The sequence below is a fragment of the Halovulum sp. GXIMD14793 genome, assembly GCF_054457435.1.
In genome coordinates, this window is sequence record NZ_JBTLNE010000023.1 from 24,628 (window position 1) to 48,624 (window position 23,997).

Genomic DNA, 23,997 nt, shown 5'->3' on the forward strand with positions numbered 1-23,997 from the left:
AGGTCAACTTGGGTCTAGTGCAAGCCGCCCCGCGGGTCCAGCCTGACCGCACCTTCGCTATAGATTAGGGGCAGTCGCCTAAACAAAATTCCATTGCAGAATCATGATATCAATGCAAAGAATTTTTCACCGTGTAAGAAGACCGCTATGTTTATGAGCGGCAGAGATATATTTCGGTGCGGACATGGCCTAGGTCCAAGTCTGGGGAGGGACACAAGAACCGGCTCGCGTTGCGGGCCGGTTTTTTTATGTGACGGGGCGATAGGCAATCTTAGTGCAAGTGCTTCGCGCGACGCTTGCGTTTGCTTTGTTGAGACTTTTCAGGTTGCCTGACCAAATTGCTGATAGGCGCGCTCAATCTCGTCATCGTTCAGGCCCAAACCCTTTCCAAGGCGGACGACGAATTTCAATGCGGATTGAGATACCTTGCCGCCGGCCCGCAGAACATCCATTGCCCCGCTCAGGAAGGCCATGCGGGTTTCATGGCTGCTGCCCTCCGCAATGTCTGCAAGGGCTTTGTCGGTCAGCGTGGTGTCGGCCCCTTTGATCAGTTTGGCGACAGCACGTTTATCGACGGCACCGCGGGTAAAATCCTCAAGCATTTCTTTGATCAAAGCGACCTGTTCCTTGCGCACCCGACCATCTTGCCGGGCGGCATGCACCATAACGTCGGCCATTTTGATCACGTCATCGGGCAGCGGTCCGAACAGCTTTTCGTGGCGCGAGACCGGTTGCCGGGTCACTATTTTGACCAGCACTGCCCCGATGACCAGCGCTGCAACCGCAATCCAAAGCGCAAAGGCGTTGCCAGCGGTCATCAGCGTCCATTTTGGCGTGTCCGGCACATCCTTTGGCACCTCACCGCGGGCTTTTGCAAGCGACAGTTCCACTTGCGAGATGTCATAGTACCCATCGTCATCGCAGTTGTTTGGCGCAAGCACATATTTTTGTTCTGCCCAAGCCGACAAAAAGAAAAAGTGATACTGATGCTGTAGCACGCACAGGCTAAGTGCATTGCCGCGCCCGTCGGTTTGGTCCGTAGGGGAAACCGGCAGCATGATTTCCCGCTCTCCATAGATTGCACCACCTCTGCGGGCCATTGCGGCCTCGGGGATCAACAGCAAAAGGGAGAATGCGGCGGCGGCGGTCAGCGGACGAAACATGTTTTAGGCTCAGCGAATCAGATTAGGTTTCTTCTATATGTATCCGACTAATCGGCAACAATAAGGCGAGGTTCACGTCCCAGTCGTGCGGCAAGGGATGCGAGCCTCTGATCAACTTTTTCACCGCATAGTTTGACCGCAACGCCAGACAGGGAAAGCGTCAGTTCCTTGTTGTCCAGGGTCAGCGACGTATCCTCCAAAGCCCCCGGTGCGGATCCTGTCAGCATCGAGCCAAGCCGTAAGGCCCGGCCCAGGGTCTCGGCCTCCTGCTGGCGATCTTCGGGCAGCAGGGTCAGGATCGCAGGGTCGAAATCGCGCCCCGCCGCGCCGCGATAGCGGTGCAGGACTGTCAGGCCCAGAAAGACCCGGCCAGGATGGTCCAGACCGGACAGATTTGCCCGGGTGATGGTTTCAAAGCAGACCTCCGCGCGATAGTCTGGATGGCTGCGCCAGCCGATATCATGCAACAGACAGGCGGCGTAAGCCAAGCGGCGCTCGGCTTCGCTCCGGCCGTTTATCAGCGGCTTGATCCATTTGAACAGAACATCGCCAAAGCCGGGAAACCGGGCGCGGGATTGCTCCATCTGGCGCGCCGTTTCAATCAGCGGATCGCGTTCGCGAAGGCCGGTCGGCATCAGGTCATACAGCATGCCTTCCCGCAAACCATAGGACGAGACGGTCAGCGTAGGTGTTTCAAAGGTCTTCAGAAGTTCGGACAAGACCTGTGCGGCAAGTGGAACCAGTTCCAGCCGGTCAGTTGAGGTTTCGGTCATCGCCGAAAGCTCTACGATGGAAAACCGCTTCATGAAGCGGCGCGTCTGGCTGACCTGCTCGGGCGTCATGGCGTATTCGTGCAGCACATGCAGCGGATATTTGCGCCTGACCATGTCCAGCTTAGCAATTGCACGCCACGATCCGCCAACAAGGATCAGCTTTTTCGCCTTGCCGGGGACGGCCTCGTACAGTGCCTTAATACCGCGTTTAATTTCGCGGCTGACATCCTTGCTGTCGGTGATGTTGGCCAGTTGCAGCGGCCCCAGCGGTGAGGTCTGGCGCAGGCCGATCGCACCATCTGTCATTTCCGCCAGTTCCATGGAGGCACCGCCCATGTCGCAAACCAACCCATTGGCATGGGGCCAGCCCAGCAAAACACCCTTGGCGGCCAACTGCGCCTCTTCCTCGCCGCTGGCGACATGGATGTTCAGACCGGTTTCGCGCTGCACCTGCTTGCAGAATTTCGGGCCATCCGAGGCGACCCGTACCGCCGCTGTCGCAATCGCGTTCAGGCGTGAAACCTGAAGCAAATGCGCAAGCTCTACAAAGCGGTGCAGGGCAGCCAGTGCGCGGTCGCGCCCCTCGGGATTCAGAATACCGGTTTCATGGATATTCTTGCCCAGACCACAGAGTATTTTTTCATTGTAGAAATAAGCCGGAGAGCGGGACAACCCGTCAAACACCACCAGCCGGACAGAGTTGGAACCGATATCAATCACACCCACCCGTTTGACACCCCCCTGTTCGGGTGGTTGCCAGCGGGCGTCATCGGTATCCGGCACAGCCTGAGGCAAGGTCTGGGCGACGTTCATGGCGCACTCCGTAGCGGCAACTATTGGTCGCAGCCCGTGCGCTTCGTGTCAATCGTGTGAATGTACGAGATCCGGTACATCATGGGACCCGGCGCGGCCACGGCCCGACAGGGAGGGGTTCTCCATGAAGAAGCGGTGACAGCTGAAAAACTGCTCTCCATCCTCGGGCGATTGCCGCCACCAGCTGCCATCTGGCTGCAGCACCCAGCTATTGGCGCGATCAGCCAGATTGGCCGCCATGATCTGATCCACGATCTGGGCATGCACGGTGGGATTGGTGATTTCGACCAGAGTCTCAACGCGCCGGTTCAGGTTGCGCCCCATCCAGTCAGCGGATGAGATATAGACCCGCGCTTCCTTTGACGGCAGGCCGTGGCCGTTGCCGAAACAAACGATGCGGGAATGCTCAAGGAACCGCCCAACGATGGATTTGACACGAATGTTCTCGGACAACCCCTTGATGCCAGGGCGCACACCACAGATGCCCCGCACAACAAGGTCGATCTTCACCCCCGCCTGGCTGGCCGCATAAAGAGCATCAATTACGTCTGCCTCGATAATCGAGTTCATCTTCACCCAAACCGCGGCGGGCCGGCCGGCGCGGGCATGGGCGATCTCCTGCTCCAGACTTTCAAGCACGCGGGGCTTGAGTGTCAGCGGCGAGATGGCCAGCTTTTCCAGTTTCTCCGGCTCGGCATAGCCCGAGACAAAGTTGAAAATCTTGGTCGCGTCCCGCCCCAGCGCCGCGTCACAGGTAAAGAAGGACAGGTCCGTGTAGAACCGGGCGGTGATCGGGTGATAGTTGCCGGTGCCGTAATGGGTATATGTCACCAGCTTATCCCCCTCGCGGCGCACCACGGTTGAGATCTTGGCGTGGGTTTTCCAATCGATAAACCCATAGACGACCTGCGCACCAGCCCGTTCCAGACGGCGTGACTGGCGGATATTGGCGGCCTCATCAAAGCGGGCCTTCAATTCGACAAGGGCAGTCACGGATTTTCCGTTCTCTGCCGCTTCGCAAAGTGCCTCGACGATGGGTGATTGGTTGGAGGTCCGATAAAGCGTTTGCTTTATCGCGACCACATTGGGGTCCCGTGCAGCCTGTTGCAGGAACTGAACCACACTGTTGAAGGTCTCATAAGGGTGGTGCAGCAGCATGTCTTTTTGCCGGATGGCAGCAAATATATCGCCCTCGAAATCCTGCACGCGTTCCGGCATGCGCGGTGAAAAGGCCACCCACAGAAGGTCGGGGCGGTCAATTTCGGTCAGCGCTGACAGGTCCGAGACACCGATGATGCCAGCGATCTCGATCACTTCGTCCTCGCCGACCTCCATTTCTTCCATGATGACCTTGCGCAGTTCCTCAGGCGCATTGGTCGAGATTTTCAGCCGCACGGCGTCGCCGCGGCGGCGGCGTTTCAGTGCGGTCTCGAATTCCCGGACCAGATCTTCGGCCTCTTCCTCGACCTCAAGATCGCTGTCGCGCAACACGCGGAACATGCAGCGCCCGGTCATCCGGTAGCTTGGGAACAGCCGGTCGACAAAGACCTCAAGGAAGTCTTCCAGCAGGATGAAACGCAGCGCGCCATCGGCACCATCGGGCAGCCGGGTAAAGCGAGGCACCTGGCCCAGAACCGGGACCAGCGCCTCAAGCTTCCGGCCATCGGTTTTGCGCTCAAGCTGCAGCGCCATGGCCAGGCCACCATGGCGGATGAAGGGGAAGGGATGGGCGGGGTCAATCGCCAAGGGTGTGATCACCGGGAACACATCGTGCGTGAACTTGTCGGCCAGTTGCGCGCGATCCTCAGCGCTAAGCTGTTCGGGCAGGATCAGATGGATGTTGGAGCTGCGCAGTTCATTGACCAGACCACTCCAGCACGTGGATTGGCGCGCCATCAGGCGCCGGGCATCGGCATCAATTATGGAAAGCTGTTCCGCTGGCCCCAGACCATCGGCGCTGGGGGTCATGACGCCCTCGCGCACCTGGCCGCGCAGGCCTGCAACACGGACAGAATAGAACTCGTCCAGGTTGGAGCCTGAAATTGACAGGAACCGCACCCGTTCCAGAAGTGGAACGGTAGGATCTTCGGCCATCTCCAGCACACGCCAGTTAAATGCCAACCAGCTGATCTCGCGGTTGAAAAACCGATCCGGCGTCGCGGCATCAAAGCCGTCGAGTGTTGTTGGCGCGGCAAGCCGACCGTTCAGAAAGTCGGCATCTAGGGCGGGGGTGGTGGATTTCGTTTCGGTCATGGCGCTGTTGTTGTGCTGCTATCGTGTGACATGCGAATGACATCGGCTGCAAAACTGCGGGTGATCGCGCGGCGCTGTGCCAAAGCGGCCTCATCAAGCGTGGCAACTATGGCCGCAGCAGCGGCAAAAGACCGGTCGATCCGGCTGACGAGATACGTGATCAGCTCAGGCGTGACGGTGATCTGCCGGTCAGCAAAAAGCTTGACCAGCAGACCCGACAAAAGCGCATCATCCGGCGGCTCAAGGGCTGCGACCGGAATCGCCGTTAAGCGAGAGGCCAGATCGGGCAGAGTCAGACCCCACTGCGATGGCGTGCCGCGCCCGGTCAGCAAAAGCGGCGCGCGACGGGCAAAGAGGGCGTTATGCAGGTGAAAAAGGGATTCCTGCGCATCTGGATCAGGTGCGGCTTGGTCAACATCTTCGACCACCAGTGCGGGGGCTTCGATGGGCAGTGGGGTCGGCAAGGCATTGGCTTTCAGAATATCCGCGCCGGAAAGCTCCGCCCAGACCCGGGCCAGATGTGTCTTGCCCGACCCCTCTGGCCCGCTAAGCACCAGCCGCGCATCGGGCCAGTTCTGCCAGCCCTCAATCTGTTGCAGGGCAAGGACGTTGGACCCCGCAACCATAAAGTCGCCGCGGCCCAAAGCTGGGCGGCTGGGCAGATCGAAAGCAAGTTGTGCGATCACTCCGCCGCCTCGTTGTCGCTGGTTCGGCCCAGATAAAGGCGCCCCGTGCGATACTCTTCCAGTGCGTGGCGGGTCAGCACGCCGATAACGGCGGCGGCCGGTACAGCGACCAGAAGGCCGGTAAATCCGAAAAATGCGCCAAAGGCGGATAGGGCGAACATCAGCCAGACCGGATGCAGCCCGACCGACCCGCCAACCAGGTTTGGCGTCAGGACGTTGCCCTCAACGATCTGGCCGAAGATAAAGATGGCGGCGACGACCCCGATCCAAACCGGCGCATCCCAGAATTGCACCACCGCCAGACCAATGGCCAGAATGCCCCCCAGGACCGACCCGACAAATGGGATGAAAGTCAGCAATCCGGCAATGGCACCAACAAGGATGCCGAAGTTCAGCCCGACAACCGCCAGTGCAATTGCGTAGAACAGGCCCAGGATGGCGCAAACAGAAAGCTGACCACGAACAAACCCGCTCAGCACTGCGTCAACCTGCCTGGCAAGGTGGTGCACCGTTTCAAGATGCTCACGTGGGATCAGATCATCAGCCTTTGAGATCATCCTGTCCCAGTCAAGTAGCAGGTAGAAGCCGATGACCGGAGCAAGGATCAAGACGACAAAAATATCAATCAGGACGAGGGAAGAGCTGAGGATGCTTTCCACCAGCAAGCTTGCCCCGGTTTTCAGGCTGTCCTGCATCGCAACTGCGGCCCGGCGCAGTGACGAGTCTGCGTCGAAAATGCCGGGATAACGTTCCTCTAGCGCGATTTGGGTCTGAGAGATCAGGCCCGGCGCGCTGGTAATCAGATCGCGCAGTTGTTCGGCGAGGATCGGGAGGATCAGCAACATGGTGATCGCAAGTATCAGCACCATCACGGCCATAACCAAGGCTGTGGCCGCCAGGCGGGAGAATTTGTGCCGCTCCAGCCAATCGGCGATCGGGTCAAGGAAATAAGCGATCGCTGCGCCCAAAAGGAACGGCATCAACGCATAGCCCATGGCCCACATCAACAGAACCACAGCGGCAGCTGCAGCGCCCCAATAGCTGAATTGTTCACGTGTGCTCAGTCCCATTGGGCCTCCTGTCTAAGCCATGGCGCAGCGCAGCGCGGGTTGCAAGGGGCATGCTGCATTGTAGTGGTGGGTTTCACCCACCCTACGGGGGGGCGAGGCTGGTGTAGGGTGGATGAAACCCACCAGCGTTACACAAATTGCTCGCGTAAAAGACGCTCTTCCAGGCCATGGCCGGGATCGAACATGATTTTATGTGTTACGGATTGCTCACTTTCAATCTCGACCCTCACGACATCACGCACTTCCCGGCTGTCGGCGGCGGCCAGTACCCGGCGTTTTTCCGGTTCCAGCACATCGAACCGGACTTTTGCCGACATCGGCAAAAGCGCCCCGCGCCAGCGTCGCGGTCGATAGGCTGACATGGCGGTTAGCGCCAGAACCTCTGCGCCGATCGGCAGGATCGGACCATGCGCGGAATAGTTATAAGCCGTCGACCCAGCAGGCGTGGACACCAACGCCCCGTCGCAGATCAACCGATCCAGCCGCTCACGCCCATCCACCGAAATCCGCAGATGCGCGGCCTGCGGTGCGGCCCGCAGCAAGGAGACCTCGTTGATCGCAAGCGCCTGTTCAACACCGCCCGCCAGAGAGGTCGCGGTCATCCGCAGCGGATTTATCTCCGCCACCTCTGCCTGCGCCAGCCGTTCGGGCAGGTTGTCCTCGGCATACTCATTCATCAGAAACCCGACCGTGCCTCGGTTCATACCGTAGACGGGAATATCCAGTTCCTGTGTTGCATGCAGCGTAGACAGCATGAACCCATCGCCGCCAAGGGCCACAATCACGTCCGCCTCGATCACTGACGCATCGCCATATCGTTTGTTGAGCGTGGCATAGGCAGATTGCGCAGCCGGTGCGTCAGACGCCAGAAAACTGATATTTCGCAAGGCCAGCATGCCCCCTTTGCCGTGTTTCTTTCGCCCTCTTCTGGCAATGGTAAAAGACCACAAAACTTTGGCAAGGCGAACCAAAGATTTACCAATTGTTCGGGCTGCGTCTCTTTGCGGATTGGAGTACCGCGAAATTTGCCCTAAACCCGGTGCAACTGAAGGAGACGCTGCCATGACACCCACCCGCGACACCGGGTTTTTCACCGACACACTTGCCACCCGTGATCCTGAGATTGCCGATGCCATCGGCAAAGAACTGACCCGCCAGCGGCAAGAGATCGAGCTGATCGCGTCTGAAAACATTGTCTCGGCCGCCGTGATGGAGGCGCAGGGCACCGTTCTGACCAACAAATATGCCGAAGGGTACCCTGGAAAGCGCTATTATGGCGGGTGCCAGTATGTGGATATTGCGGAACAATTGGCCATCAACCGTGCTAAGCAACTGTTCGGCTGTGACTTTGCGAATGTGCAGCCCAATTCCGGCAGTCAGATGAACCAGGCGGTGTTTCTGGCCCTTCTGCAGCCGGGGGATACCTTTATGGGGCTGGACCTGAATTCCGGTGGCCATCTTACTCATGGTTCTCCCGTCAATATGTCCGGCAAGTGGTTCAATGTCGTGTCTTATGGCGTGCGTAAACAGGATCATCTGCTGGATATGGAAGAAGTCCGCTCACGCGCGCTGGAGCATAAGCCCAAGCTGATTGTCGCTGGTGGGACGGCGTATTCTCGTGTCTGGGACTGGGCCGCGTTCCGCGACATCGCGGATGAGGTTGGTGCCTATCTGATGGTTGATATGGCGCATATCGCCGGGCTGGTTGCGGGCGGGCAGCATCCTTCGCCGGTGCCGCACGCGCATGTTGTCACCACCACCACACATAAATCGCTGCGCGGTCCACGTGGTGGCCTGATCCTGACCAATGACGGGGACATTGCCAAAAAGATCAACTCTGCCGTGTTCCCCGGATTGCAGGGCGGGCCGTTGATGCATGTGATTGCGGCCAAGGCGGTGGCCTTTGCCGAAGCCCTTCAGCCGGAGTTCCGCGAGTACGCCACCCGGGTTGCCGCCAATGCGCGCGCCTTGGCGGATGAGCTGATGAAAGGTGGTATCGACATCGTTTCGGGCGGTACGGACAATCATCTGATGCTTGCCGATCTGCGGCCCAAAGGTGTGAAAGGTAAAGCGGCGGAGGCATCCTTGGGCCGGGCGCATCTGACCTGTAACAAAAATGGCGTGCCCTTCGATCCTGAAAAACCTTTCGTAACCTCTGGGATTCGCCTTGGTACGCCTGCGGGGACAACACGCGGCTTTGATCAGGAGGAGTTTCGCGCGATCGGACGTATGATCATCGAGGTCGTAGATGGTCTGGCAGCGCATGGTCCAGAGGGCAATGCAGCGGTGGAAGCCGCCGTGCGGGGTCAGGTCAATGCGCTTTGCGACCGGTTTCCGATCTATCCAAATCTCTGACGTTTACTCGGTGGTTTACGCTTCTTTCAGAGAGCTATGGCACTGGGTCGCCTCAGATGGAGTGCGAGGCAGGATGGACAGATTTGTCGAAATGGTGGCGCCAAGAGGCTGGATTGACGGTGTCATCAAGGTCTCTGCCTGTACAGCACTGTTCCTGGGCTGCAATCTGATCCTGCATATCCTGTTCCCGCCTGCAAGCGGCGTTCAATCGCTCGTTTACGAAATGGCGATGGCAGGTCTTGTTGGACTGCCATTCACCATCTTTGGTTTCCTGGTCATGGCACGGCTCCACCAACTTAAGCGAGAGATGCGCGATCTCGCCAACCATGATCCACTGACCGGACTGCCCAATCGGCGGCATTTTCTGGCTGCGACCCAGACCTTGTGCAATCGGGGCGTGTCCGGGGTGTTTATGGCGATGGACGCAGATCACTTCAAAAGCATCAATGATGAATACGGGCACCAGGTTGGCGATGCATATCTCGTTAGAATTGCAGATCATCTAAGGGGCGTGCTGCGGTCAGAAGACCTCAAAGCCCGCCTTGGCGGTGAAGAATTTGCAGCGTTTTTTCCCAATATGACACTTGAACAGGCCGTTCTGGTGGCAGACCGTGTAGTCCAACCCATTCGTGTCGGTGGCTCAGATACGCCACCGCTGACATTGTCGGTGGGCATGGTAGATGTTTCACCGGGTATGCGGATCACTGAAATCTATCGGCGCGCGGATGAGGCGCTTTATGCCGCTAAAAAGAACGGGCGGGCACAGGCAGAATGCTGGCCCGTATCAGAACCGGACATATTACAGCGCAGTGAACCGTCCCGGATGGCCGCGTTCAGCGCCCAAAGGCCGGCTTTCTGAGCGCGCGTTTGCGTTTGCGCGGAATCAGCACCGAATAATCGCCTGACTTGCCCGCCTGCATTGTGGCGCGTTTCAGAACCTCTGTTGCTGTTTCCGCATCGCGGGGCAGGGATGCCCCGTCCAGCGGTTTTCCCATCTGAACGCGGAAGGAATGCTCCGCCTTGTTGATCAACTCGTGGAACAGGGTGATATCGCGCAGGGTCGGGTGCAGCATGTCAAAAAGATAAAACAGCACCGAATTGCGCGCAGTTATATGCAGCGGCACTACCGGCAGTTTGTATTTGCGTGCCAGCATCGCAGCAGATGGCATCCACGGGCGTTCACATAGCTTCAGTCCGCGCCGCTTAGCCAGCCGACCCGAGGGGAAAAGCACGGCAAGCCGTCCTTCGGAAAACGCGTTCGACGCGTAGGTCAGGGTTTCGCGGTTAGAGCCGTGACTGCGCTTGTCTGGTCGCCATTCCACAGGGGCGATCAAAGATGCAAGCTGCGGCATTGCCCGTGTTGCATCCCGGTTGGCGAACACAAAAAGATCGGGGCGCTTTTGTCGCAAAGCATGCCAAAGGATCACGCCATCGGCGATCCCGGTTGGATGGTTGGCAACGATCATGGCGGGGCCATCCTCTGGCACATTCTCCAGGCCCTCAACCTCGACATTGCGTGCAATAATCTCGGCCAGGCCGTCCATAACGCCAGGACCGTCCAAGTGACCCAGCGCGGTGCCAATACGCACCGTCTCATCATAGCCCAACATCAGGTGCAAAAGCCCGCGCACCATACGATAGTGCGGCCCCTTGCGATAAATCCAGGAGGCGCGCTCTTCTATCAGCGGGTCGATTCGGTCCCTCATCTGCCCCCTCAAAATATTACTTATCATTACCCTAACAGAAGCCTTTGCGGGGAAAAAGCCTACAAGAAATTAATGCGAGGGCGCGGCGCAAACAGGCCGAAGTAATCACTTGTCAAAAGCCAAACATGAATTTTTTCGCAAAGTTGAATAAACTGAACGCTGTTGCCGTATAAGGAGGTATGTCGACCAGCGCGACTGATGCTCAAACCGGGCGGCCTGACTGCTTATTGATAGTCAAGACGGAGGCGAACCCAAAATGTCTACCAAGTTTCTTAAAATGTCAGTAGTCACTAGCGCGATTGCGCTTGGAGTGTTACCTTATCCATAGTCGGCGGCCACAGCCCGGTTGAAAAGCGCGCAGCTGCGATGAAGGCCGTTGGGGGCGGCACAAAGGCGATATGCTAAAAGGCGCGACCCTCTTTGATGCAGCAAAGGCGAATGCGGCACTTGCAACCATGAAGTCCGCATCTGCCGATTTCGGCACCTATTTTCCCGAAGGCTCCGAAACGGCCGAATCCGAGGCCGGACCGAAGATCTGGACCGACCGTGCTGGCTTTGACAAGGCTGTCGCCAAGTTCCAGGCTGATTTGGATGCTGCGGTGGCCGCTGCATCGCAAGATCAGGACGGTGTCAAAGCAGCCTTTGGTCAGGTCGCATCCAACTACAAAAGTTGTCACGAGGATTACCGGGTCAAAAAGGACTGATCCGGTATGCGACGTCTGCTGAAGTTTCTGCTTGTGCTGGCAGCTATTGGTGTCGGTGCCGGTTGGTGGCTGACGTCGCCCGAATTTATACGCGCGTCTGATCTGCCCGATCATTCAGGAGATCCGGCGCGCGGCGAAACCATCTTTGCCGAGGGGGGATGCGCATCTTGCCATGCGGCACCCGGGGCCTCAGGCGATGACAAACGCGTTCTTGCCGGAGGCTTGGCCTTTCCCAGTGATTTCGGCACGTTTTATGCGCCCAATATCTCGCCCGGGCCGCAAGGTATTGGTGACTGGTCTACGGCTGATTTGGTGACTGCGATGCAGAAAGGTGTGCGCCCCGACGGCGCGCATTACTACCCGGCTTTCCCATATACCTCCTATGCGCGGATGGACATGCGGGATATTATTGATCTGAAGGCCTATCTCGACACGCTGCCTGTGTCTGAAGTAGTGTCCAAGCCACATGACGTTGGTTTTCCTTTCAGTATCCGCCGCGGGTTGGGATTGTGGAAACTGCTTTATCTTGATCCCGATCCGGTGATCGACGTGGCCGAAACCGAGCAGCTTTTGCGCGGGCGTGACCTGGTTGAGGGCGCTGGCCATTGCAGTGAGTGTCACACCCCGCGTAATCTGATCGGCGGATTGAACACCAGCCGTTGGCTGGCCGGTGGCCCGAACCCGGATGGCGAAGGCACGATCCCCAATATCACACCGCATGAAACTGGCATCGGCAGCTGGAGCGAGACCGATATCGTCTATTATCTGGAAAGTGGTTTCACCCCGGATTTCGACAGCGCAGGCGGGGCAATGGCGAAGGTGATCGACAATACCGCAAAGCTTGACCCCACGGACCGGGAAGCCATCGCCGCCTACCTAAAGGCGGTTCCTGCGGTCGCCGATTGACCATCAACTAAGGTCTTGAGTTGCCGCCCCAAGTCAGCGCTGCACGCGCTTCGCAAACCACCTGATCGACAATCATCCACCCCCCGGCAACCACGCTTTTGTCTGTCGCTACGGTGACGTAGTGCCAACCCTCAACCGGTTGATGCGACAACTGAAGTCTCGCGCCCGGCTTGACCGTCCCAAGGTTGGCGGTGGCCTCGCTGGCAGGCGCGGCGCGTAGCGGTTGCTCGGCACCGACAAACCCATGGCATATTTGCCCGGCAGGTAATGCGATGGGCTGATGGTCCAGCTGCAACCGCCACGCGACATCGCTGATCTCAAGCGACAGGCGGTTCACGTCGATATCGCAGGCTGCCGCAGCCTCCTGCGCGGAAATCTGACTGATAGTGTCCTGTTGTGCTGCACTAAACGCCGGTGGCTGATCGCTGCAGCCCTGAGCGTCGAACAATGCCCGCCCCAGGGGTGAGCGAAAGCAGAACCCAGCCTCATCAAACACAGCATTGCGGGACAACCAAAGGTCATCGCATAGGGTATTCGCCTGCGCGGCTGCGGCGCTCAGTAGCAAGGAGATGCCAGTCAAAAGTCGGAATATCATCATTTGTCTCAACGCTGATCAAAGCGGATCTTAACATAGGTCCCGGGCGCAGGCTCTACCACGCCGAGCACTTTTCCCGGTGTGCGTGCCGCAACCATGCGCCTGGACTTTTCAGCCAGCCAGTCATGCCAGTCCGGCCACCAACTGCCGCTGGTTTCCGTCGCGCCGTCCAGCCAGCTATCGATGCACTCTGCGGACATATCGGCGTTCGTCCAGTACTGGTATTTGCCTGCGGCAGGCGGATTGACCACACCGGCAATATGGCCTGACCCGGCCAACACAAACCGCACATTGGCGGCCGTCATCTTTTGCGCCCCGCGAAAGACCGAGGCAGCCGGGGCAATATGATCTTCGCGCGTTGCGACGTGATACACAGGCCCCTTGATGTCTGACAGCCGAACCGGCGTGTCCAGAACCGCAAGCTGATCTGCGGCAAAGGCGTTACGATTGTAAAACGTGTCCAGGTAAAAATGATGCAGCTTGGCAGGCATCGCAGTGCTGTCGGCGTTCCAATATAGCAGGTCAAACGGCATCGGATCCTTGCCCAGCATGTAGTTGTTGACCATGTAGGACCAGATCAGATCATTCGCCCGCAGCATGTTGAACGCGGTGGCCATTTTTTGTGCCGGCAGAAACCCCTTTTCCATTTCATCATCAACAAGACCGATTGTCTGATCATCGACAAAGACCTGCAACTCGCCCGCATCGGTGAAATCAAGCTGCGCCGCAAAGAACGTGGCCGAGGCAACCCGCTTGCCCCCGGTCTTGCCCAGATAGGCCATGACTGACCCGGTCATTGTGCCGCCGATGCAGTAAGAGGCCAGATGCGTCTGTTTGGTCCCGCACTCTTCCAGCACCTTGTCGATGGCAGCCAGTACGCCATCCCTGAAATAGCTGTCCCAGGTCTCATCTTTCTGCTGGCTGTCCGGATTAACCCACGAGATGACAAATACGGTATGCCCCTGATCCACCAGCCAGCGGATCATGCTTTTCTTCGGGTTAAGATCGAGAATGTAGAACTTGTTGATCCAGGGCGGCACGATCAGCAGGGGCAGGCGATAGACCTTGTCCGTCGTTGGCGTGTACTGGATCAGCTGCAGGATGGAATTCTGCCAGACGACCTGTCCTTCGGTCATCGCCATGTCGCGCCCGACCTCAAACGCATCCATATCGGTCTGACGGATCAGCAACTGCCCCTTGCCGCGCTGCAGGTCGGCCAGCATCATCTGCAGACCGCGCACAAGATTTTCGCCCTTCTCCGCCAGCGTGGTTTCCAGCACTTCTGGGTTCAGCGCGAAGAAATTGGCCGGGTTCATCGCCTCGACCAGATTGCGGGTATAGAACTCAACCTTCTTTTGCTCGCGCGCCGGCATATTGGGCAGGCTGTGCACAGTGTCGTTCAGCCACCCGGCGGTCAGAAGATAGGAATGCTTGATATATTCGAAGACGGCATTTTCGGACCAGTCTTTATGGGCAAAGCGCTTTCCGGGGGCTGCCATATGCGGCAAGTCCGGCATCGGCGGTGCCTCCGCCCCCAGCCATTTCAGTGAGGCGGCCTGCCACAGCTCCATCTGCGCGCTCCAGTATTGCAGGGTCGCCTCGGCCATCTCATGCGGATGATCAAAGGCGCTGCGCCACATCTCTGCCCAGGCGGGAAATATATTCAGCGGATCGGGGCGCGTTCGAACCGCCTCATCCGGTTCGCTGGCCAGAAACTCCACCCAGATCTGCTGTGTGGTTTCGACGATTTCTGACAGATTGGCGGCAAATTCCGAGCTTTGTTCGATCAGGGTTTCGTCGCGGTCGGTCATGGCGTCCTCGTCTTGCCCCGAAGCCGTCGCAGCGCTACTGTGGCGGCGCAATTTCAACACGGGTTTTCGATGATCTCACCGTCCGATATCGTGCCATACTCTGTCAAGCTTGCCCTCATCGCGGCAACGGCTTTGCTCAACGCCTGCGGCCTGCACCCCGAGCCGCCCGAGGGCGGGTTCCCGGTATCGGATTTTGCGCGGGCGGCCGCCTATCCCGAATTGCTGGATGCCGCGACTTTGGCGGCCATTTTGGACGGCAGGCCGATTTCAGAGGCAGACCTTGCCGCATTGCAGGCCAGGGCAGCCGCCCTGCGCGCGCGCGGTGCCACCCTGTCACGCCGCCGCGTGATCAGCGAGGCAGATCGAGCGAAGCTGGCGGCGGCCACGTCACGCTGAACTCGCCCTATTGCATCACTGATCTGAAAGCCTGTCCCGATGACTGAAGAATTCTACCGTATTAAACGCCTGCCACCCTATGTCTTTGCCGAGGTTAACCGGCTGAAAGCCGAGTTCCGCGCCGATGGCATGGACATTATCGATTTCGGCATGGGCAATCCGGATATGGATACCCCGCCGCATATAGTTGAAAAGCTGTGCGAAACCGTGCGCAAACCACGGACCCATCGCTATTCCTCGTCAAAAGGGATCCCCGGTTTGCGCAAAGCCCAGGCAGGCTATTATGCGCGCCGGTTTGATGTCGGGCTGGACCCCGAGACCGAGGTGATCGCGACACAGGGTTCAAAAGAAGGGCTGGCCAATCTGGCCATGGCGATCACGGCACCTGGTGACGTCATGCTGGTGCCCAATCCCAGCTATCCGATCCATCCTTACGGCTTCATGATCGCCGGCGGCACGCTGCGCCATATCCAAACCCTGGACAATGGCAGATTTGACCCCGAGGCTTATATGCGCGCGCTTGATCGCGCAGTGCTGCATTCCGTACCAAAGCCGGTGGCGCTGGTGGTCAGCTTCCCCTCCAACCCGACGGCGCAAACCACCGATCTGGACTTTTACAGAGAGCTGGTCGCCTTTGCGAAAAAGCACCAGATCTGGGTCCTGTCCGATCTGGCCTATGCTGAGATCTACTTTGACGGCAACCCGCCTCCGTCGATCCTTCAGGTGGACGGGGCGAAGGACATCGCGGTAGAGTTCACTTCGCTGTCCAAGACATTTTCGATGCCCGGTTGGCGCATGGGCTTTGCCGTTGGCAATGCGCGCCTGATCGGGGCGCTGACGCGGATCAAATCCTATCTCGATTACGGGGCCTTCACACCGGTGCAGGTTGCAGCCGCTGCCGCGCTGAACGGTCCCACAGATTGTATTGAGGAAATCCGCACGACCTATAAATCTCGCCGCGATGTGCTAACCGAAAGCTTCGCCCGCGCGGGCTGGGATGTGCCACCACCGCCAGCAACCATGTTTGCCTGGGCACCGCTGCCCGAAGCGTTCCGACCGCTGAGCTCTATGGAGTTCTCCAAAATCTTGCTGCGCGAAGCCGAAGTGGCCGTCGCACCGGGCGTTGGGTTTGGAGAATATGGCGAAGGCTATGTACGCCTTGGTCTGGTTGAAAACGAACAACGCATCCGCCAGGCGGCCCGCAACATCAAGCGTGTGATCGACAATGCCGACGATATTCTGAGCCGCTATCCTCAGTTCCAAACCTGACACCCGGCTCTAGGCAATCAAAATGCGCCGCCTGACGGCGGCAAGACAGTCAGCGGCCTTCGGCCCAAGCCTGCCGGCGGCCCCCTCCGGGGCGGCCCTGCCGGGGGCGGATATTTGGAGAACAGTGAAGATGATTGGCATCCCCCTTCATTGTTCCCAAAATATCCCCGCCGGAGGCATGGCCCGTAAGGGCCATTCACGCCCTATCTCAACCTTTTGAATACTGTTTTGAGCATGATGGATATGTCCAGACAAAGGCTCTGACGGCGTTGGTAGATAAGGTCCAGCCGGGCTTTGCGTGGTATACAGGCGCGGCGGTAGATTGCATCCGTCTCCGAAACGCTGCGGCTGCGCGAGAGCAGCAACTCTTCGTGGGCGTGAAAATAAACCGAGGCGAGGCCCGTTATTCCCGGGCGAGATTTTAGCACTTCAGCATAGAGTTCTGGATACGCTTCGACATATTGGCGCAGCGGCGGGCGGGGGCCGACAAAGCTGATCTCGCCACGCAGGACGTTCCACAGTTGCGGTAACTCATCCAGCCGAGTTCGGCGCAAGAAATGGCCAGTGCGCGTAATGCGGTCGGTTTTTTCGCCGCCTGAGACACCGCTATCACTGGCGACCGGTTTCATGGTGCGAAACTTGATTAGGCCAAAGCTTTTGCTCGGGGTCGACATCCGTTCGGCAATGTAGAAGAACGGACGCCCGTCGCGCAGCAGGATCAGTCCGGCGACAACCCCGATGATCGGCAAGAGAAGAAGCCCAAGGATAAGCGCCACGACGATATCAAATATACGTTTCTGGAGGGTCATGTGCACCGTCTCCATTGACGGACCATTTCGGCCGGATCGCTGTCTTCAGGATTAAAACGGTAGAGACCGGAGAGCAGGCTGCAGTCAAGTGTCACGCTGCGTATGGCCGTGGCCAGGGCAGGCACATATGTCCATGGAAGCGCAGCGGCCTTGGCCAGGCTTTCCATGGGGATTGGTTCGGGTGCCGCGATGTTGAGCACCGGGGGAAGGGGGGAGGCCGTCAGGCTGAGATATGCGAGCACCCGGGCAAATGTGTCGGGGCCAATATAGTTGCGTATGGGGCCAGTCTGGCTTGCGAACTGGTCGATGCGAATGGGATCGGTGGCCGATGCAGATGAGGCATTAAGCAACAATGCATCTGCACCCGCGACATTGCCGATGCGCAGCGCGCAAACCTCCAGACCTTTGGTTCGGAATATGTCGGCGGCTTGCTCCATTTCCAGTTTGGAGCGGGCATAGTCTGAGGCCGGGGCAGGGGCGCAGGATTCGCTAAAGGCGGTGCCGTCACCGGCACCGTAGATTGCCGAGGAAGAGGCGAGAAGGATCCGCGGGATATCGGTTGCTACCGCCGCGTGCAGGCAGGCCATCGCAACCCGGGTGTTGACCGACATGTCGTCTCCGGTTGCGGGTGTGACGCCTGCTAGCATGATCATTGCTGCGATGGGGCCGTTGCGGGCAATGTCCCTGTTCAGGGCATCTGTGCCGTCTTCGGGGGACCAGACAAGATTACCGGTTTTGGACTTGTGGCGTGTCTGCAGCGTTATGTCAGCCTCGGGTGCTGAACGCCGCCAACTGTTGGCCACGAGTTGTCCGACCCTGCCGGATGCGCCGACCAGCAAAAGCCTATGCCGGGTCATGCGCAATATCGCAGGCCTGCCCGTATAACCTTGCCCTCTGCAAGTGTTCAGATCGCATCATTACAGTCGTCCCTTATCTTCAATTGATCACCAGCTTAGCTGAAAGCAAAGAATGCGCGCAGCAGAAGATGCGACAGGATCGCGACACCAAAAATGCGGCCGATGATCAGCGCGTAGATCAGCGATACGGAGTTGTCCGGGTCTGTGTCGATATTCCGCGATATGGCCGGCTCGACATAAAATGTCAGGATGACGGCGGCAAAGCTGTTCACAATACCCGACATGTGACTGATGGAGGCGCGATAATCCGGGTAGAGAAGGGCGAAAAAAAACGGGATGTAAACGCTGGATCCGTAAATGGCGTAAACGATGGCGGATTTGATCGCGATGCTTCTGGCCTGTCGGTTTGTCTTCAGCAGGTCTGCCAAACCTTGCGGTTTGGCGATCGGCCCCGGGTCGGGAGAGTGGAGTTGGAACAGCGATCCAAACAGGCTGGATGATCGTTTATAGGCCTCGATCACCCCGATGAAGTAGCCGACCACCCAGCGCCTGAGTTGAAACACCAGGATCGATATCAGCCCTGCGCCGACCAATGCTGCATGAACCGCCAGTTCATATTGCCAAAGCTCTATACCCCGGTCGACCAACAGGCCCAGGCAGGGCAGCAAGATCAACAATCCGAACCGCCCTGTCAGGTAGACAGATTGCTGGATGGAGTAGGCCAGCATGTTGCTTTTGGCCACAATACCGGCAAGCCGGGCATGAGTGGCGGAAATCTCGACCATTTGTACGCCGGTGAACAACACCGGGACCAGTATCAGTAACCACGTGGTCATGTCAGACGGCCCTCAGGCATCATGGCGCAGCCAGTCCTCGGGCGAGACCGAATTGTGTAGCGTTTGATCGGCCAAGCAGAGGGTTCCTTCTGGCGAGGTGTTGCGTCCAAAGTGCCTATGTTCTCTGACACATAAGCCGTGATTGCGGCAGAGTATAGATTGATGCTTGCGACAGTTTCAAAGTGCGGCTGAACCTCCTCTGGAGGTTCTGATCGAATGTACTCTGGCGTGGCATGTAACAGGGCGAGTGCATTGGGTCAGGATGGATTACGCGGCGCTTTATTCAAGAATGTCGGAAACCGGACCCATGGATAAGCCGTTTAGAAAAAGCAGCCAAGTTCTTGCCGGGATGGTGTGTCTAACAGGCTTGATCAAGGCCTGAATTTTGGCCAGACGATCAAAGCAAACGCGTCAATAGCTGCGCCTGCTTAGTCTTCCAGCTTGCGCGCTTCATCAACCAGCATCACCGGGATGCCGTTGCGGATCGGGTAGGCCAGGCCCGCACCTTTTGAGATCAGTTCCTGCGCCTCGCGGTCATATTTCAGCGGCGCGCGCGTAACGGGGCAGACGAGGGCTTCAAGCAGGTGGCGGTCGGCGGTATCCGTATCGGTCATTGAAGGGATCCTTCGTCTGTGCCGCCGCACAGGGCGAATTCCATCAGAGTGATCAGCATCTCGCGGCGATTGCACAAGGTCGGCGTTTCGAGCAGCGCCTGCTTCTCTTCGGGGTCGAAGGGGCAGAGCATGGATAGGGAATTGATAAGCAATTCCTCTTCTGCTTCGCGCAGGCTGTCCCAGTCCGATTGCAATTGCGCGCAGGCGAAAAACCGGTTCAGGACCTGCAGGAACGCATCACGATCAAACGCCTCGTCGCATTCCCGTTCGCCGAGGTCACGCTCAAAGCTGCGCCAGCAGACATCCGCTTTCTTATAGGGGGCGAAGCCGTCCTTTTCATCACAGATGCGGTAGCGGCAGATCCCGGTCAGGGTGATCAGGTAGCGCCCGTCATCGGTTTCTTCGAACTGCGTGACGCGCCCGGCACAGCCGATATGGTGCAACCGGCCGCAGCATTTGCCTTCGGGCATCAGCACCGGTTGCACCATTCCGATCAGGCGGTGTGGGCTGCGCAGAACATCTTCAAGCATCGCCAGATAGCGCGGTTCGAAGATATTAAGCGGCAGACGCGCCCTGGGCAGAAGCAATGCTCCCGGCAAGGGGAAGATCGGGATCGTGTCCGGCAGGTCTGCTAAAGCAAACCGGTTCGCCATATGTGGGCCTCTTTACAGTGCTACATAGTAAATTTAGGCGAAAATCAGAGAAGACAAGCGTCGGCGGCCCTTTTGTTGCAAAGGGTCCTGGGGCCCGAGCAGATCGAACACCTTGAAAAGCTGTTCTTTCGCAGCGCCTTCGTTCCAGTCGTGGTCGCGGCGGAATAGTTCCAACAGGGTATCAATTGCGCCTTCCATGTCCTTGGCGGCGATCTGGGCCGTCGCCAGATCGAACCGGGCCTGATGGTTATCGGGATTGGCCTCGACCGTGGCGGTCAGTGTGGCGATTTCACCGATATCGGCGGCCTGACTGCCCAGTTCCAGTTCCGCCAAAACAGCGGCAATAGCCGGATCGGTGCGCTTATCTTCTGGGACGCTATCCATCAGGGCCTGCGCCTGATCGGGGTTGCCCGCTGCAATATGGGCACGCGCCAGCCCTGCAACTGCGCGCAGGTTCTCAGGTTCTTCGCCCAGAATGGCGGCATAGGTTTGCGCGGCATCGGCAATCGCGCCTTCGGCCAGCATTTCGTCGGCAGCATCCAGCGCCTCACCCAGCCCGCCATCGCCTGCGGGGCTGGCCGCGATCAGTTTTTCAACAAAGTCTTTCAGTTGCGCAGGCCCCTGCGCGCCCTGAAATCCGTCAACCGGCTGGCCGTTGATAAAGGCATAGACGGTGGGAACCGACTGAATGCGAAGCTGTGCGGCGATGCCCTGATTCTGATCAATGTCGATCTTGACCAGCTTGACCTTGCCTTTGGCGGCGGTCACAGCAGCCTCGATTGCGGGGCCAAGGGATTTGCACGGGCCGCACCAGGGCGCCCAGAAATCAACGATCACCGGCACCTCTTTCGAGGTTTCGATCACGTCCTGCATAAAGGTGGCTTCCGAGCCGTCCTTGACGATATCGCCCGCCGGGCTGGCGGTGTCCTGTCCGAATTCAAGCATCTTGCACTCCTGCTGCGTGCTGGGTTGCGCCTCATATAGGCCGGGGCGGGGCAGGTTGCTAGACCTTCATGAACTGTTCCAGCGCGGCATGGCGTTTCAGGAAGTCCCGTTTGACGTCCTTGGGCGGGCGGAGCTTTAGTTTTGTGGTCCGCATCAGGTCAGACCGATGCTGGCCGAAAAAACGGTTGGCTTCGGTTTCGGAAAAGCTTGCGATCTGCACCGCCTCAAGCCAGGCGGACATTTTATCGGCCCGCTTGATCTGCTTTTTAACTGTCTCGGGGATCGCTGCAGGCAGTCCAAATCGCAGATGCACGGCTGCTGTCAGGCGGGTGTCCATATGTTTGTAGTCGGAACCAACCGCCGCCTTCACCGGTGAGATCATATCGCCGATGACATATTCCGGTGCGTCATGCAAAAGTGCTGCCATGCGCCAGCGTACCGGTGCCTTCGGCGCGATGGACGCAAACAGATCCTCGACCAGCAAGGAATGCTCAGCCACAGAATAAGGCCAGTCACCCCGCGTCTGCCCGTTCCAGCGCGCCACGAAGGCAAGTCCGTGGGCGATATCCTCGATCTCAATATCCAGCGGGGCCGGGTCCAGCAGGTCCAGCCTGCGGCCCGAGAGCATCCTTTGCCAGGCGCGGGGTTGGGTCATGTCAGCGTTCCTTTGGCAGGTGAACGGTCATGTCGTTCTGAAAGCGATGAAGATATTTGATGATCCGGCGCGTTGTGAATAGCTGTTTGGCGCAAAGCTGGAAGAAATCTCGCAGACTTATCGGTTTGTCTGTTTCCGGGGCCTTTGCACCAGGATGGTCAGGGTAGTGGCGGGCCAGAATCGCGCAAAAACGCCGTCGAATGCCGGGTAGCATCGTTGGGCTGTCCAGCCATGGTTTCAAAGGTCCGATGAAGTGAATGATATGCGGCGCAGCGCGCAGCATCAGCAAGTCAAATTTCCATGATCTTTGCCAGTTCCAGACCGGAGATAATTCCGCCCAGTCTTCATATAATGCGATGTTCAGAAGCGATTGATCATGGCTTCGGAAGGTGCGTCTTCCATTTTTCTGATGAACAGACAGCGTTTTTTCTGTGACCGATTGCCGGATCCATGCGTCGGTGTCGATCATCAAGACGCCTGCGTTAAAATATGATGCAGGCGGCAGGCCAAGCTGCTGAAACTCTTCCGCTTGCCTTTTGGGCTGCCGCCATTGCCGGCTGTCACGTACCGCCCCGAAAGCCTTACCTTTCAGGTCGACCTCGAACAAGCGTTCCAAATCGCTGCTTGCCACAAAAATATCCGTGTCCAGATACAGTATCCTTGCGTAGGTATCTGCAAAGGCGCTTGGCAGTCCAAGCCGGATGTAAGTCGCCGATGAAATATAGCCGCCGCCCTCCATCTCGGCGATTTCTGGCGCAAGCTTTATGTGACAGTAACGTACATCTGCGTCCGCAATCGCCGCTGGAAGCGCCTGTGATGTGGTTCCGCAGATGACGATATCGAACCCGCGACCCGGGCATAAATCCATCAGCATTTGAACGACACATACCGCGTAAGGCAGATAACCTTCATCACAGGCTAAAATGACGGCCTTGTCATGTTTTGGGCGGCAGGATGAGGCTATGATCTGTGCAAACGACATTGCGACTTTCCATGTATAGACGACGTACAACGCCTTCTATCCAAGACGTTCAAAGGTGTTTAGCACTGCCAAAATAATCGCACATCAAAAGAAACAGGCACCCCCAAGCAGATGCGGGATGCTGCCGGTCTTGGAGGACCGTTCAGGATGTCTTGTCTACGGCATGGGTCGTTAGATCGTCGGGAAGACGATCAAGATAGTGGATAACCTTCCGCGCTGTGGTCAGCGTTTTCAGACAACGGTGCGCGATCTGGGAAAACCCGGGGCGGCCGCTGCGCTGGGTCAGCTGGGCACTTGGGTGATCGGGATAAAATCTGGCCAAAAGCTCTGCAAAGCGGCGGCGAGCAGAAAGATAGGCCTCTGACCCCTCTTTCCATGGTTTATGGCTGCCGACAAAGTGAATGATATGCGGGGCGACTTGAAACATCAGATAGTCGAACTGATAGGATTGCTGCCAGTTCCAGACCGGTGACAGTTCTGCCCAGTCTTTGTACATCGCGATATTCAGCAAAGACTGATCGTGGCACCGGTGCAGCCGTCCGTCGTTTCTGGTGTGAACCGCAAGGGCGCGTTCGGTCACCGATTGCTCGATCCATGCCTCTGTATCGATCAGCAGCACACCAGAGTTGAAATAGGGGGCTGGCGCCAGATCGTATTGCCGAAACTCTTCTGACTGTCGGTTGGGTTTGCGCCATTGCCGGGTGTCACGAACGGCGCCGAACGCCTTGCCCTTGAGGTCCGCCTGAAACAGTCGTGGAAGATCGCCGCTTTCGATCAGAATATCCGGGTCAAGATAGATGATCCGCGCATAGCTGTCCCGAAACGTGCTGGGCAGGGTCAGGCGGATATAGGTCTCGGCAGCGGAATGGCTTTTGGTATCCATCGCCGAGATTTCCGGACCAAGTTCCAGCTGACAATGGCGGATACCGGCGTCCAACAGCGGTTGCGACAGGTTTGCAGGCCGTGTGTCACAGATGACAATGTCGAAATCCCGCACCGGGCAGGCCTCCAGCAGCATTTGCATGGCGCAAACGGCATAGGGCATATAGGTGTCATCGCAGGCAAAGATGATCGCGTTGCTGTGTTTTGCAGGTCCCGAAGACGTCAGCACATTTGCAAACCCCATCACATATCCCCCTTTTGGCA

24 protein-coding genes are annotated in these 23,997 nt (G+C 58.0%); 6 read left to right on the forward strand and 18 right to left on the reverse strand.

Features of this window, described 5'->3' with window-relative positions; all coding sequences use genetic code 11:
• Positions 1-320 precede the first annotated feature (320 nt).
• The 6 genes from ACW9UQ_RS08440 to ACW9UQ_RS08465 all read right to left on the reverse strand — a co-directional run bounded on the left by ACW9UQ_RS08440 (position 321) and on the right by ACW9UQ_RS08465 (position 7,651).
• The gene (locus ACW9UQ_RS08440) at positions 321-1,163 is read right to left on the reverse strand and encodes a tellurite resistance TerB family protein (RefSeq protein WP_458930575.1); all 843 of its coding nucleotides are present in this window, start codon (positions 1,161-1,163) and stop codon (positions 321-323) included.
• A gap of 47 nt (positions 1,164-1,210) precedes the next feature.
• A complete protein-coding gene (locus tag ACW9UQ_RS08445) occupies positions 1,211-2,749 on the reverse strand; it encodes a Ppx/GppA family phosphatase (protein WP_458930576.1) in 1,539 nt (512 codons plus the stop codon).
• Positions 2,750-2,797: 48 nt separating this feature from the next.
• Positions 2,798-5,002, reverse strand: a complete 2,205-nt coding sequence (locus ACW9UQ_RS08450; protein WP_458930577.1) for an RNA degradosome polyphosphate kinase — start codon at positions 5,000-5,002, stop codon at positions 2,798-2,800.
• Entirely contained in the window at positions 4,999-5,688 is a 690-nt protein-coding gene (locus tag ACW9UQ_RS08455) for an HdaA/DnaA family protein (protein ID WP_458930578.1), read from the reverse strand. Before ACW9UQ_RS08455 ends, ACW9UQ_RS08450 begins: the two co-directional genes overlap by 4 nt.
• A complete protein-coding gene (locus ACW9UQ_RS08460) occupies positions 5,685-6,758 on the reverse strand; it encodes an AI-2E family transporter (RefSeq protein WP_458930579.1) in 1,074 nt (357 codons plus the stop codon). Before ACW9UQ_RS08460 ends, ACW9UQ_RS08455 begins: the two co-directional genes overlap by 4 nt.
• A 128-nt stretch (positions 6,759-6,886) precedes the next feature.
• Complete coding sequence (locus ACW9UQ_RS08465; RefSeq protein WP_458930607.1) at positions 6,887-7,651, reverse strand: NAD kinase; 765 nt, start codon at positions 7,649-7,651, stop codon at positions 6,887-6,889.
• A gap of 169 nt (positions 7,652-7,820) precedes the next feature.
• Here ACW9UQ_RS08465 and glyA point away from each other — a divergent pair, with 169 nt between their 5' ends.
• A complete protein-coding gene (glyA, locus tag ACW9UQ_RS08470; protein WP_458930580.1) occupies positions 7,821-9,113 on the forward strand; it encodes a serine hydroxymethyltransferase in 1,293 nt (430 codons plus the stop codon).
• A 73-nt stretch (positions 9,114-9,186) separates the two neighbouring features.
• Positions 9,187-9,972, forward strand: a complete 786-nt coding sequence (locus tag ACW9UQ_RS08475; RefSeq protein WP_458930581.1) for a GGDEF domain-containing protein — start codon at positions 9,187-9,189, stop codon at positions 9,970-9,972.
• Here ACW9UQ_RS08475 and ACW9UQ_RS08480 read toward each other — a convergent pair.
• Positions 9,947-10,819, reverse strand: a complete 873-nt coding sequence (locus tag ACW9UQ_RS08480; protein WP_458930582.1) for a lysophospholipid acyltransferase family protein — start codon at positions 10,817-10,819, stop codon at positions 9,947-9,949. The two genes, ACW9UQ_RS08475 and ACW9UQ_RS08480, sit on opposite strands and share 26 nt — an antisense overlap.
• A 398-nt stretch (positions 10,820-11,217) precedes the next feature.
• Between ACW9UQ_RS08480 and ACW9UQ_RS08485 the strand changes: the two genes are divergently transcribed.
• Together ACW9UQ_RS08485 and ACW9UQ_RS08490 are read left to right on the forward strand one after the other, a co-directional pair.
• Entirely contained in the window at positions 11,218-11,523 is a 306-nt protein-coding gene (locus ACW9UQ_RS08485) for a c-type cytochrome (RefSeq protein ID WP_458930583.1), read from the forward strand.
• 6 nt (positions 11,524-11,529) lie between these two features.
• Positions 11,530-12,429 carry a c-type cytochrome gene (locus ACW9UQ_RS08490; protein WP_458930584.1) on the forward strand — a complete coding sequence of 300 codons (900 nt, stop codon included), beginning with the start codon at positions 11,530-11,532 and terminating at the stop codon, positions 12,427-12,429.
• A gap of 7 nt (positions 12,430-12,436) precedes the next feature.
• Here ACW9UQ_RS08490 and ACW9UQ_RS08495 read toward each other — a convergent pair whose 3' ends face one another.
• Both ACW9UQ_RS08495 and ACW9UQ_RS08500 read right to left on the reverse strand, forming a co-directional pair.
• Entirely contained in the window at positions 12,437-13,024 is a 588-nt protein-coding gene (locus ACW9UQ_RS08495; protein WP_458930585.1) for a DUF4453 domain-containing protein, read from the reverse strand.
• Positions 13,025-13,032: 8 nt separating this feature from the next.
• On the reverse strand, positions 13,033-14,835 hold the full coding sequence (locus ACW9UQ_RS08500) for a PHA/PHB synthase family protein (protein WP_458930586.1): 1,803 nt from the start codon (positions 14,833-14,835) through the stop codon (positions 13,033-13,035).
• A 69-nt stretch (positions 14,836-14,904) separates the two neighbouring features.
• Here ACW9UQ_RS08500 and ACW9UQ_RS08505 point away from each other — a divergent pair, with 69 nt between their 5' ends.
• Both ACW9UQ_RS08505 and ACW9UQ_RS08510 read left to right on the forward strand, forming a co-directional pair.
• Positions 14,905-15,231, forward strand: coding sequence for a hypothetical protein (locus ACW9UQ_RS08505; protein WP_458930587.1), 327 nt, complete (start codon positions 14,905-14,907; stop codon positions 15,229-15,231).
• A 39-nt stretch (positions 15,232-15,270) separates the two neighbouring features.
• Entirely contained in the window at positions 15,271-16,500 is a 1,230-nt protein-coding gene (locus ACW9UQ_RS08510; RefSeq protein WP_458930588.1) for an LL-diaminopimelate aminotransferase, read from the forward strand.
• Positions 16,501-16,703: 203 nt separating this feature from the next.
• On the opposite strand, the gene ACW9UQ_RS08515 is transcribed toward ACW9UQ_RS08510, so the two are convergent.
• From ACW9UQ_RS08515 to ACW9UQ_RS08555, 9 genes are all read right to left on the reverse strand, one after another.
• A complete protein-coding gene (locus ACW9UQ_RS08515; RefSeq protein WP_458930589.1) occupies positions 16,704-17,309 on the reverse strand; it encodes a sugar transferase in 606 nt (201 codons plus the stop codon).
• Positions 17,306-18,166 carry an NAD-dependent epimerase/dehydratase family protein gene (locus ACW9UQ_RS08520; RefSeq protein ID WP_458930590.1) on the reverse strand — a complete coding sequence of 287 codons (861 nt, stop codon included), beginning with the start codon at positions 18,164-18,166 and terminating at the stop codon, positions 17,306-17,308. Before ACW9UQ_RS08520 ends, ACW9UQ_RS08515 begins: the two co-directional genes overlap by 4 nt.
• 95 nt (positions 18,167-18,261) lie before the next feature.
• Entirely contained in the window at positions 18,262-19,002 is a 741-nt protein-coding gene (locus ACW9UQ_RS08525) for a lipid II flippase family protein (protein WP_458930591.1), read from the reverse strand.
• A gap of 428 nt (positions 19,003-19,430) precedes the next feature.
• Positions 19,431-19,616, reverse strand: coding sequence for a Trm112 family protein (locus ACW9UQ_RS08530; protein WP_458930592.1), 186 nt, complete (start codon positions 19,614-19,616; stop codon positions 19,431-19,433).
• The gene (locus tag ACW9UQ_RS08535; RefSeq protein ID WP_458930593.1) at positions 19,613-20,269 is read right to left on the reverse strand and encodes an LON peptidase substrate-binding domain-containing protein; all 657 of its coding nucleotides are present in this window, start codon (positions 20,267-20,269) and stop codon (positions 19,613-19,615) included. Before ACW9UQ_RS08535 ends, ACW9UQ_RS08530 begins: the two co-directional genes overlap by 4 nt.
• 33 nt (positions 20,270-20,302) lie before the next feature.
• Positions 20,303-21,214, reverse strand: coding sequence for a thioredoxin (trxA, locus tag ACW9UQ_RS08540; protein ID WP_458930594.1), 912 nt, complete (start codon positions 21,212-21,214; stop codon positions 20,303-20,305).
• 58 nt (positions 21,215-21,272) lie between these two features.
• On the reverse strand, positions 21,273-21,869 hold the full coding sequence (locus tag ACW9UQ_RS08545; RefSeq protein WP_458930595.1) for a YfbR-like 5'-deoxynucleotidase: 597 nt from the start codon (positions 21,867-21,869) through the stop codon (positions 21,273-21,275).
• Between the two features lies 1 nt (position 21,870).
• Positions 21,871-22,851, reverse strand: coding sequence for a glycosyltransferase family 8 protein (locus tag ACW9UQ_RS08550; protein ID WP_458930596.1), 981 nt, complete (start codon positions 22,849-22,851; stop codon positions 21,871-21,873).
• Between the two features lie 142 nt (positions 22,852-22,993).
• Positions 22,994-23,977: a glycosyltransferase family 8 protein gene (locus tag ACW9UQ_RS08555; protein WP_458930597.1), complete on the reverse strand. Its 984-nt coding sequence runs from the start codon at positions 23,975-23,977 to the stop codon at positions 22,994-22,996.
• Positions 23,978-23,997: the final 20 nt, after the last annotated feature.

What these genes read in the sequence shown, in the direction of transcription:
- ACW9UQ_RS08555 (WP_458930597.1), bottom strand. Translation starts at nt 23,977, where the DNA reads ATGGGGTTTGCAAATGTGCTGACGTCTTCGGGACCTGCAAAACACAGC.
- ACW9UQ_RS08450 (WP_458930577.1), bottom strand. Translation starts at nt 5,002, where the DNA reads ATGACCGAAACGAAATCCACCACCCCCGCCCTAGATGCCGACTTTCTG.
- ACW9UQ_RS08505 (WP_458930587.1), top strand. Translation starts at nt 14,905, where the DNA reads ATGATCTCACCGTCCGATATCGTGCCATACTCTGTCAAGCTTGCCCTC.
- ACW9UQ_RS08520 (WP_458930590.1), bottom strand. Translation starts at nt 18,166, where the DNA reads ATGACCCGGCATAGGCTTTTGCTGGTCGGCGCATCCGGCAGGGTCGGA.
- ACW9UQ_RS08545 (WP_458930595.1), bottom strand. Translation starts at nt 21,869, where the DNA reads ATGACCCAACCCCGCGCCTGGCAAAGGATGCTCTCGGGCCGCAGGCTG.
- ACW9UQ_RS08445 (WP_458930576.1), bottom strand. Translation starts at nt 2,749, where the DNA reads ATGAACGTCGCCCAGACCTTGCCTCAGGCTGTGCCGGATACCGATGAC.
- glyA (WP_458930580.1), top strand. Translation starts at nt 7,821, where the DNA reads ATGACACCCACCCGCGACACCGGGTTTTTCACCGACACACTTGCCACC.
- ACW9UQ_RS08525 (WP_458930591.1), bottom strand. Translation starts at nt 19,002, where the DNA reads ATGACCACGTGGTTACTGATACTGGTCCCGGTGTTGTTCACCGGCGTA.
- ACW9UQ_RS08495 (WP_458930585.1), bottom strand. Translation starts at nt 13,024, where the DNA reads ATGATATTCCGACTTTTGACTGGCATCTCCTTGCTACTGAGCGCCGCA.
- ACW9UQ_RS08550 (WP_458930596.1), bottom strand. Translation starts at nt 22,851, where the DNA reads ATGTCGTTTGCACAGATCATAGCCTCATCCTGCCGCCCAAAACATGAC.
- ACW9UQ_RS08510 (WP_458930588.1), top strand. Translation starts at nt 15,271, where the DNA reads ATGACTGAAGAATTCTACCGTATTAAACGCCTGCCACCCTATGTCTTT.
- ACW9UQ_RS08535 (WP_458930593.1), bottom strand. Translation starts at nt 20,269, where the DNA reads ATGGCGAACCGGTTTGCTTTAGCAGACCTGCCGGACACGATCCCGATC.
- ACW9UQ_RS08460 (WP_458930579.1), bottom strand. Translation starts at nt 6,758, where the DNA reads ATGGGACTGAGCACACGTGAACAATTCAGCTATTGGGGCGCTGCAGCT.
- ACW9UQ_RS08500 (WP_458930586.1), bottom strand. Translation starts at nt 14,835, where the DNA reads ATGACCGACCGCGACGAAACCCTGATCGAACAAAGCTCGGAATTTGCC.
- ACW9UQ_RS08490 (WP_458930584.1), top strand. Translation starts at nt 11,530, where the DNA reads ATGCGACGTCTGCTGAAGTTTCTGCTTGTGCTGGCAGCTATTGGTGTC.
- ACW9UQ_RS08485 (WP_458930583.1), top strand. Translation starts at nt 11,218, where the DNA reads ATGCTAAAAGGCGCGACCCTCTTTGATGCAGCAAAGGCGAATGCGGCA.
- ACW9UQ_RS08475 (WP_458930581.1), top strand. Translation starts at nt 9,187, where the DNA reads ATGGACAGATTTGTCGAAATGGTGGCGCCAAGAGGCTGGATTGACGGT.
- ACW9UQ_RS08515 (WP_458930589.1), bottom strand. Translation starts at nt 17,309, where the DNA reads ATGACCCTCCAGAAACGTATATTTGATATCGTCGTGGCGCTTATCCTT.
- ACW9UQ_RS08530 (WP_458930592.1), bottom strand. Translation starts at nt 19,616, where the DNA reads ATGACCGATACGGATACCGCCGACCGCCACCTGCTTGAAGCCCTCGTC.
- ACW9UQ_RS08440 (WP_458930575.1), bottom strand. Translation starts at nt 1,163, where the DNA reads ATGTTTCGTCCGCTGACCGCCGCCGCCGCATTCTCCCTTTTGCTGTTG.
- trxA (WP_458930594.1), bottom strand. Translation starts at nt 21,214, where the DNA reads ATGCTTGAATTCGGACAGGACACCGCCAGCCCGGCGGGCGATATCGTC.
- ACW9UQ_RS08480 (WP_458930582.1), bottom strand. Translation starts at nt 10,819, where the DNA reads ATGAGGGACCGAATCGACCCGCTGATAGAAGAGCGCGCCTCCTGGATT.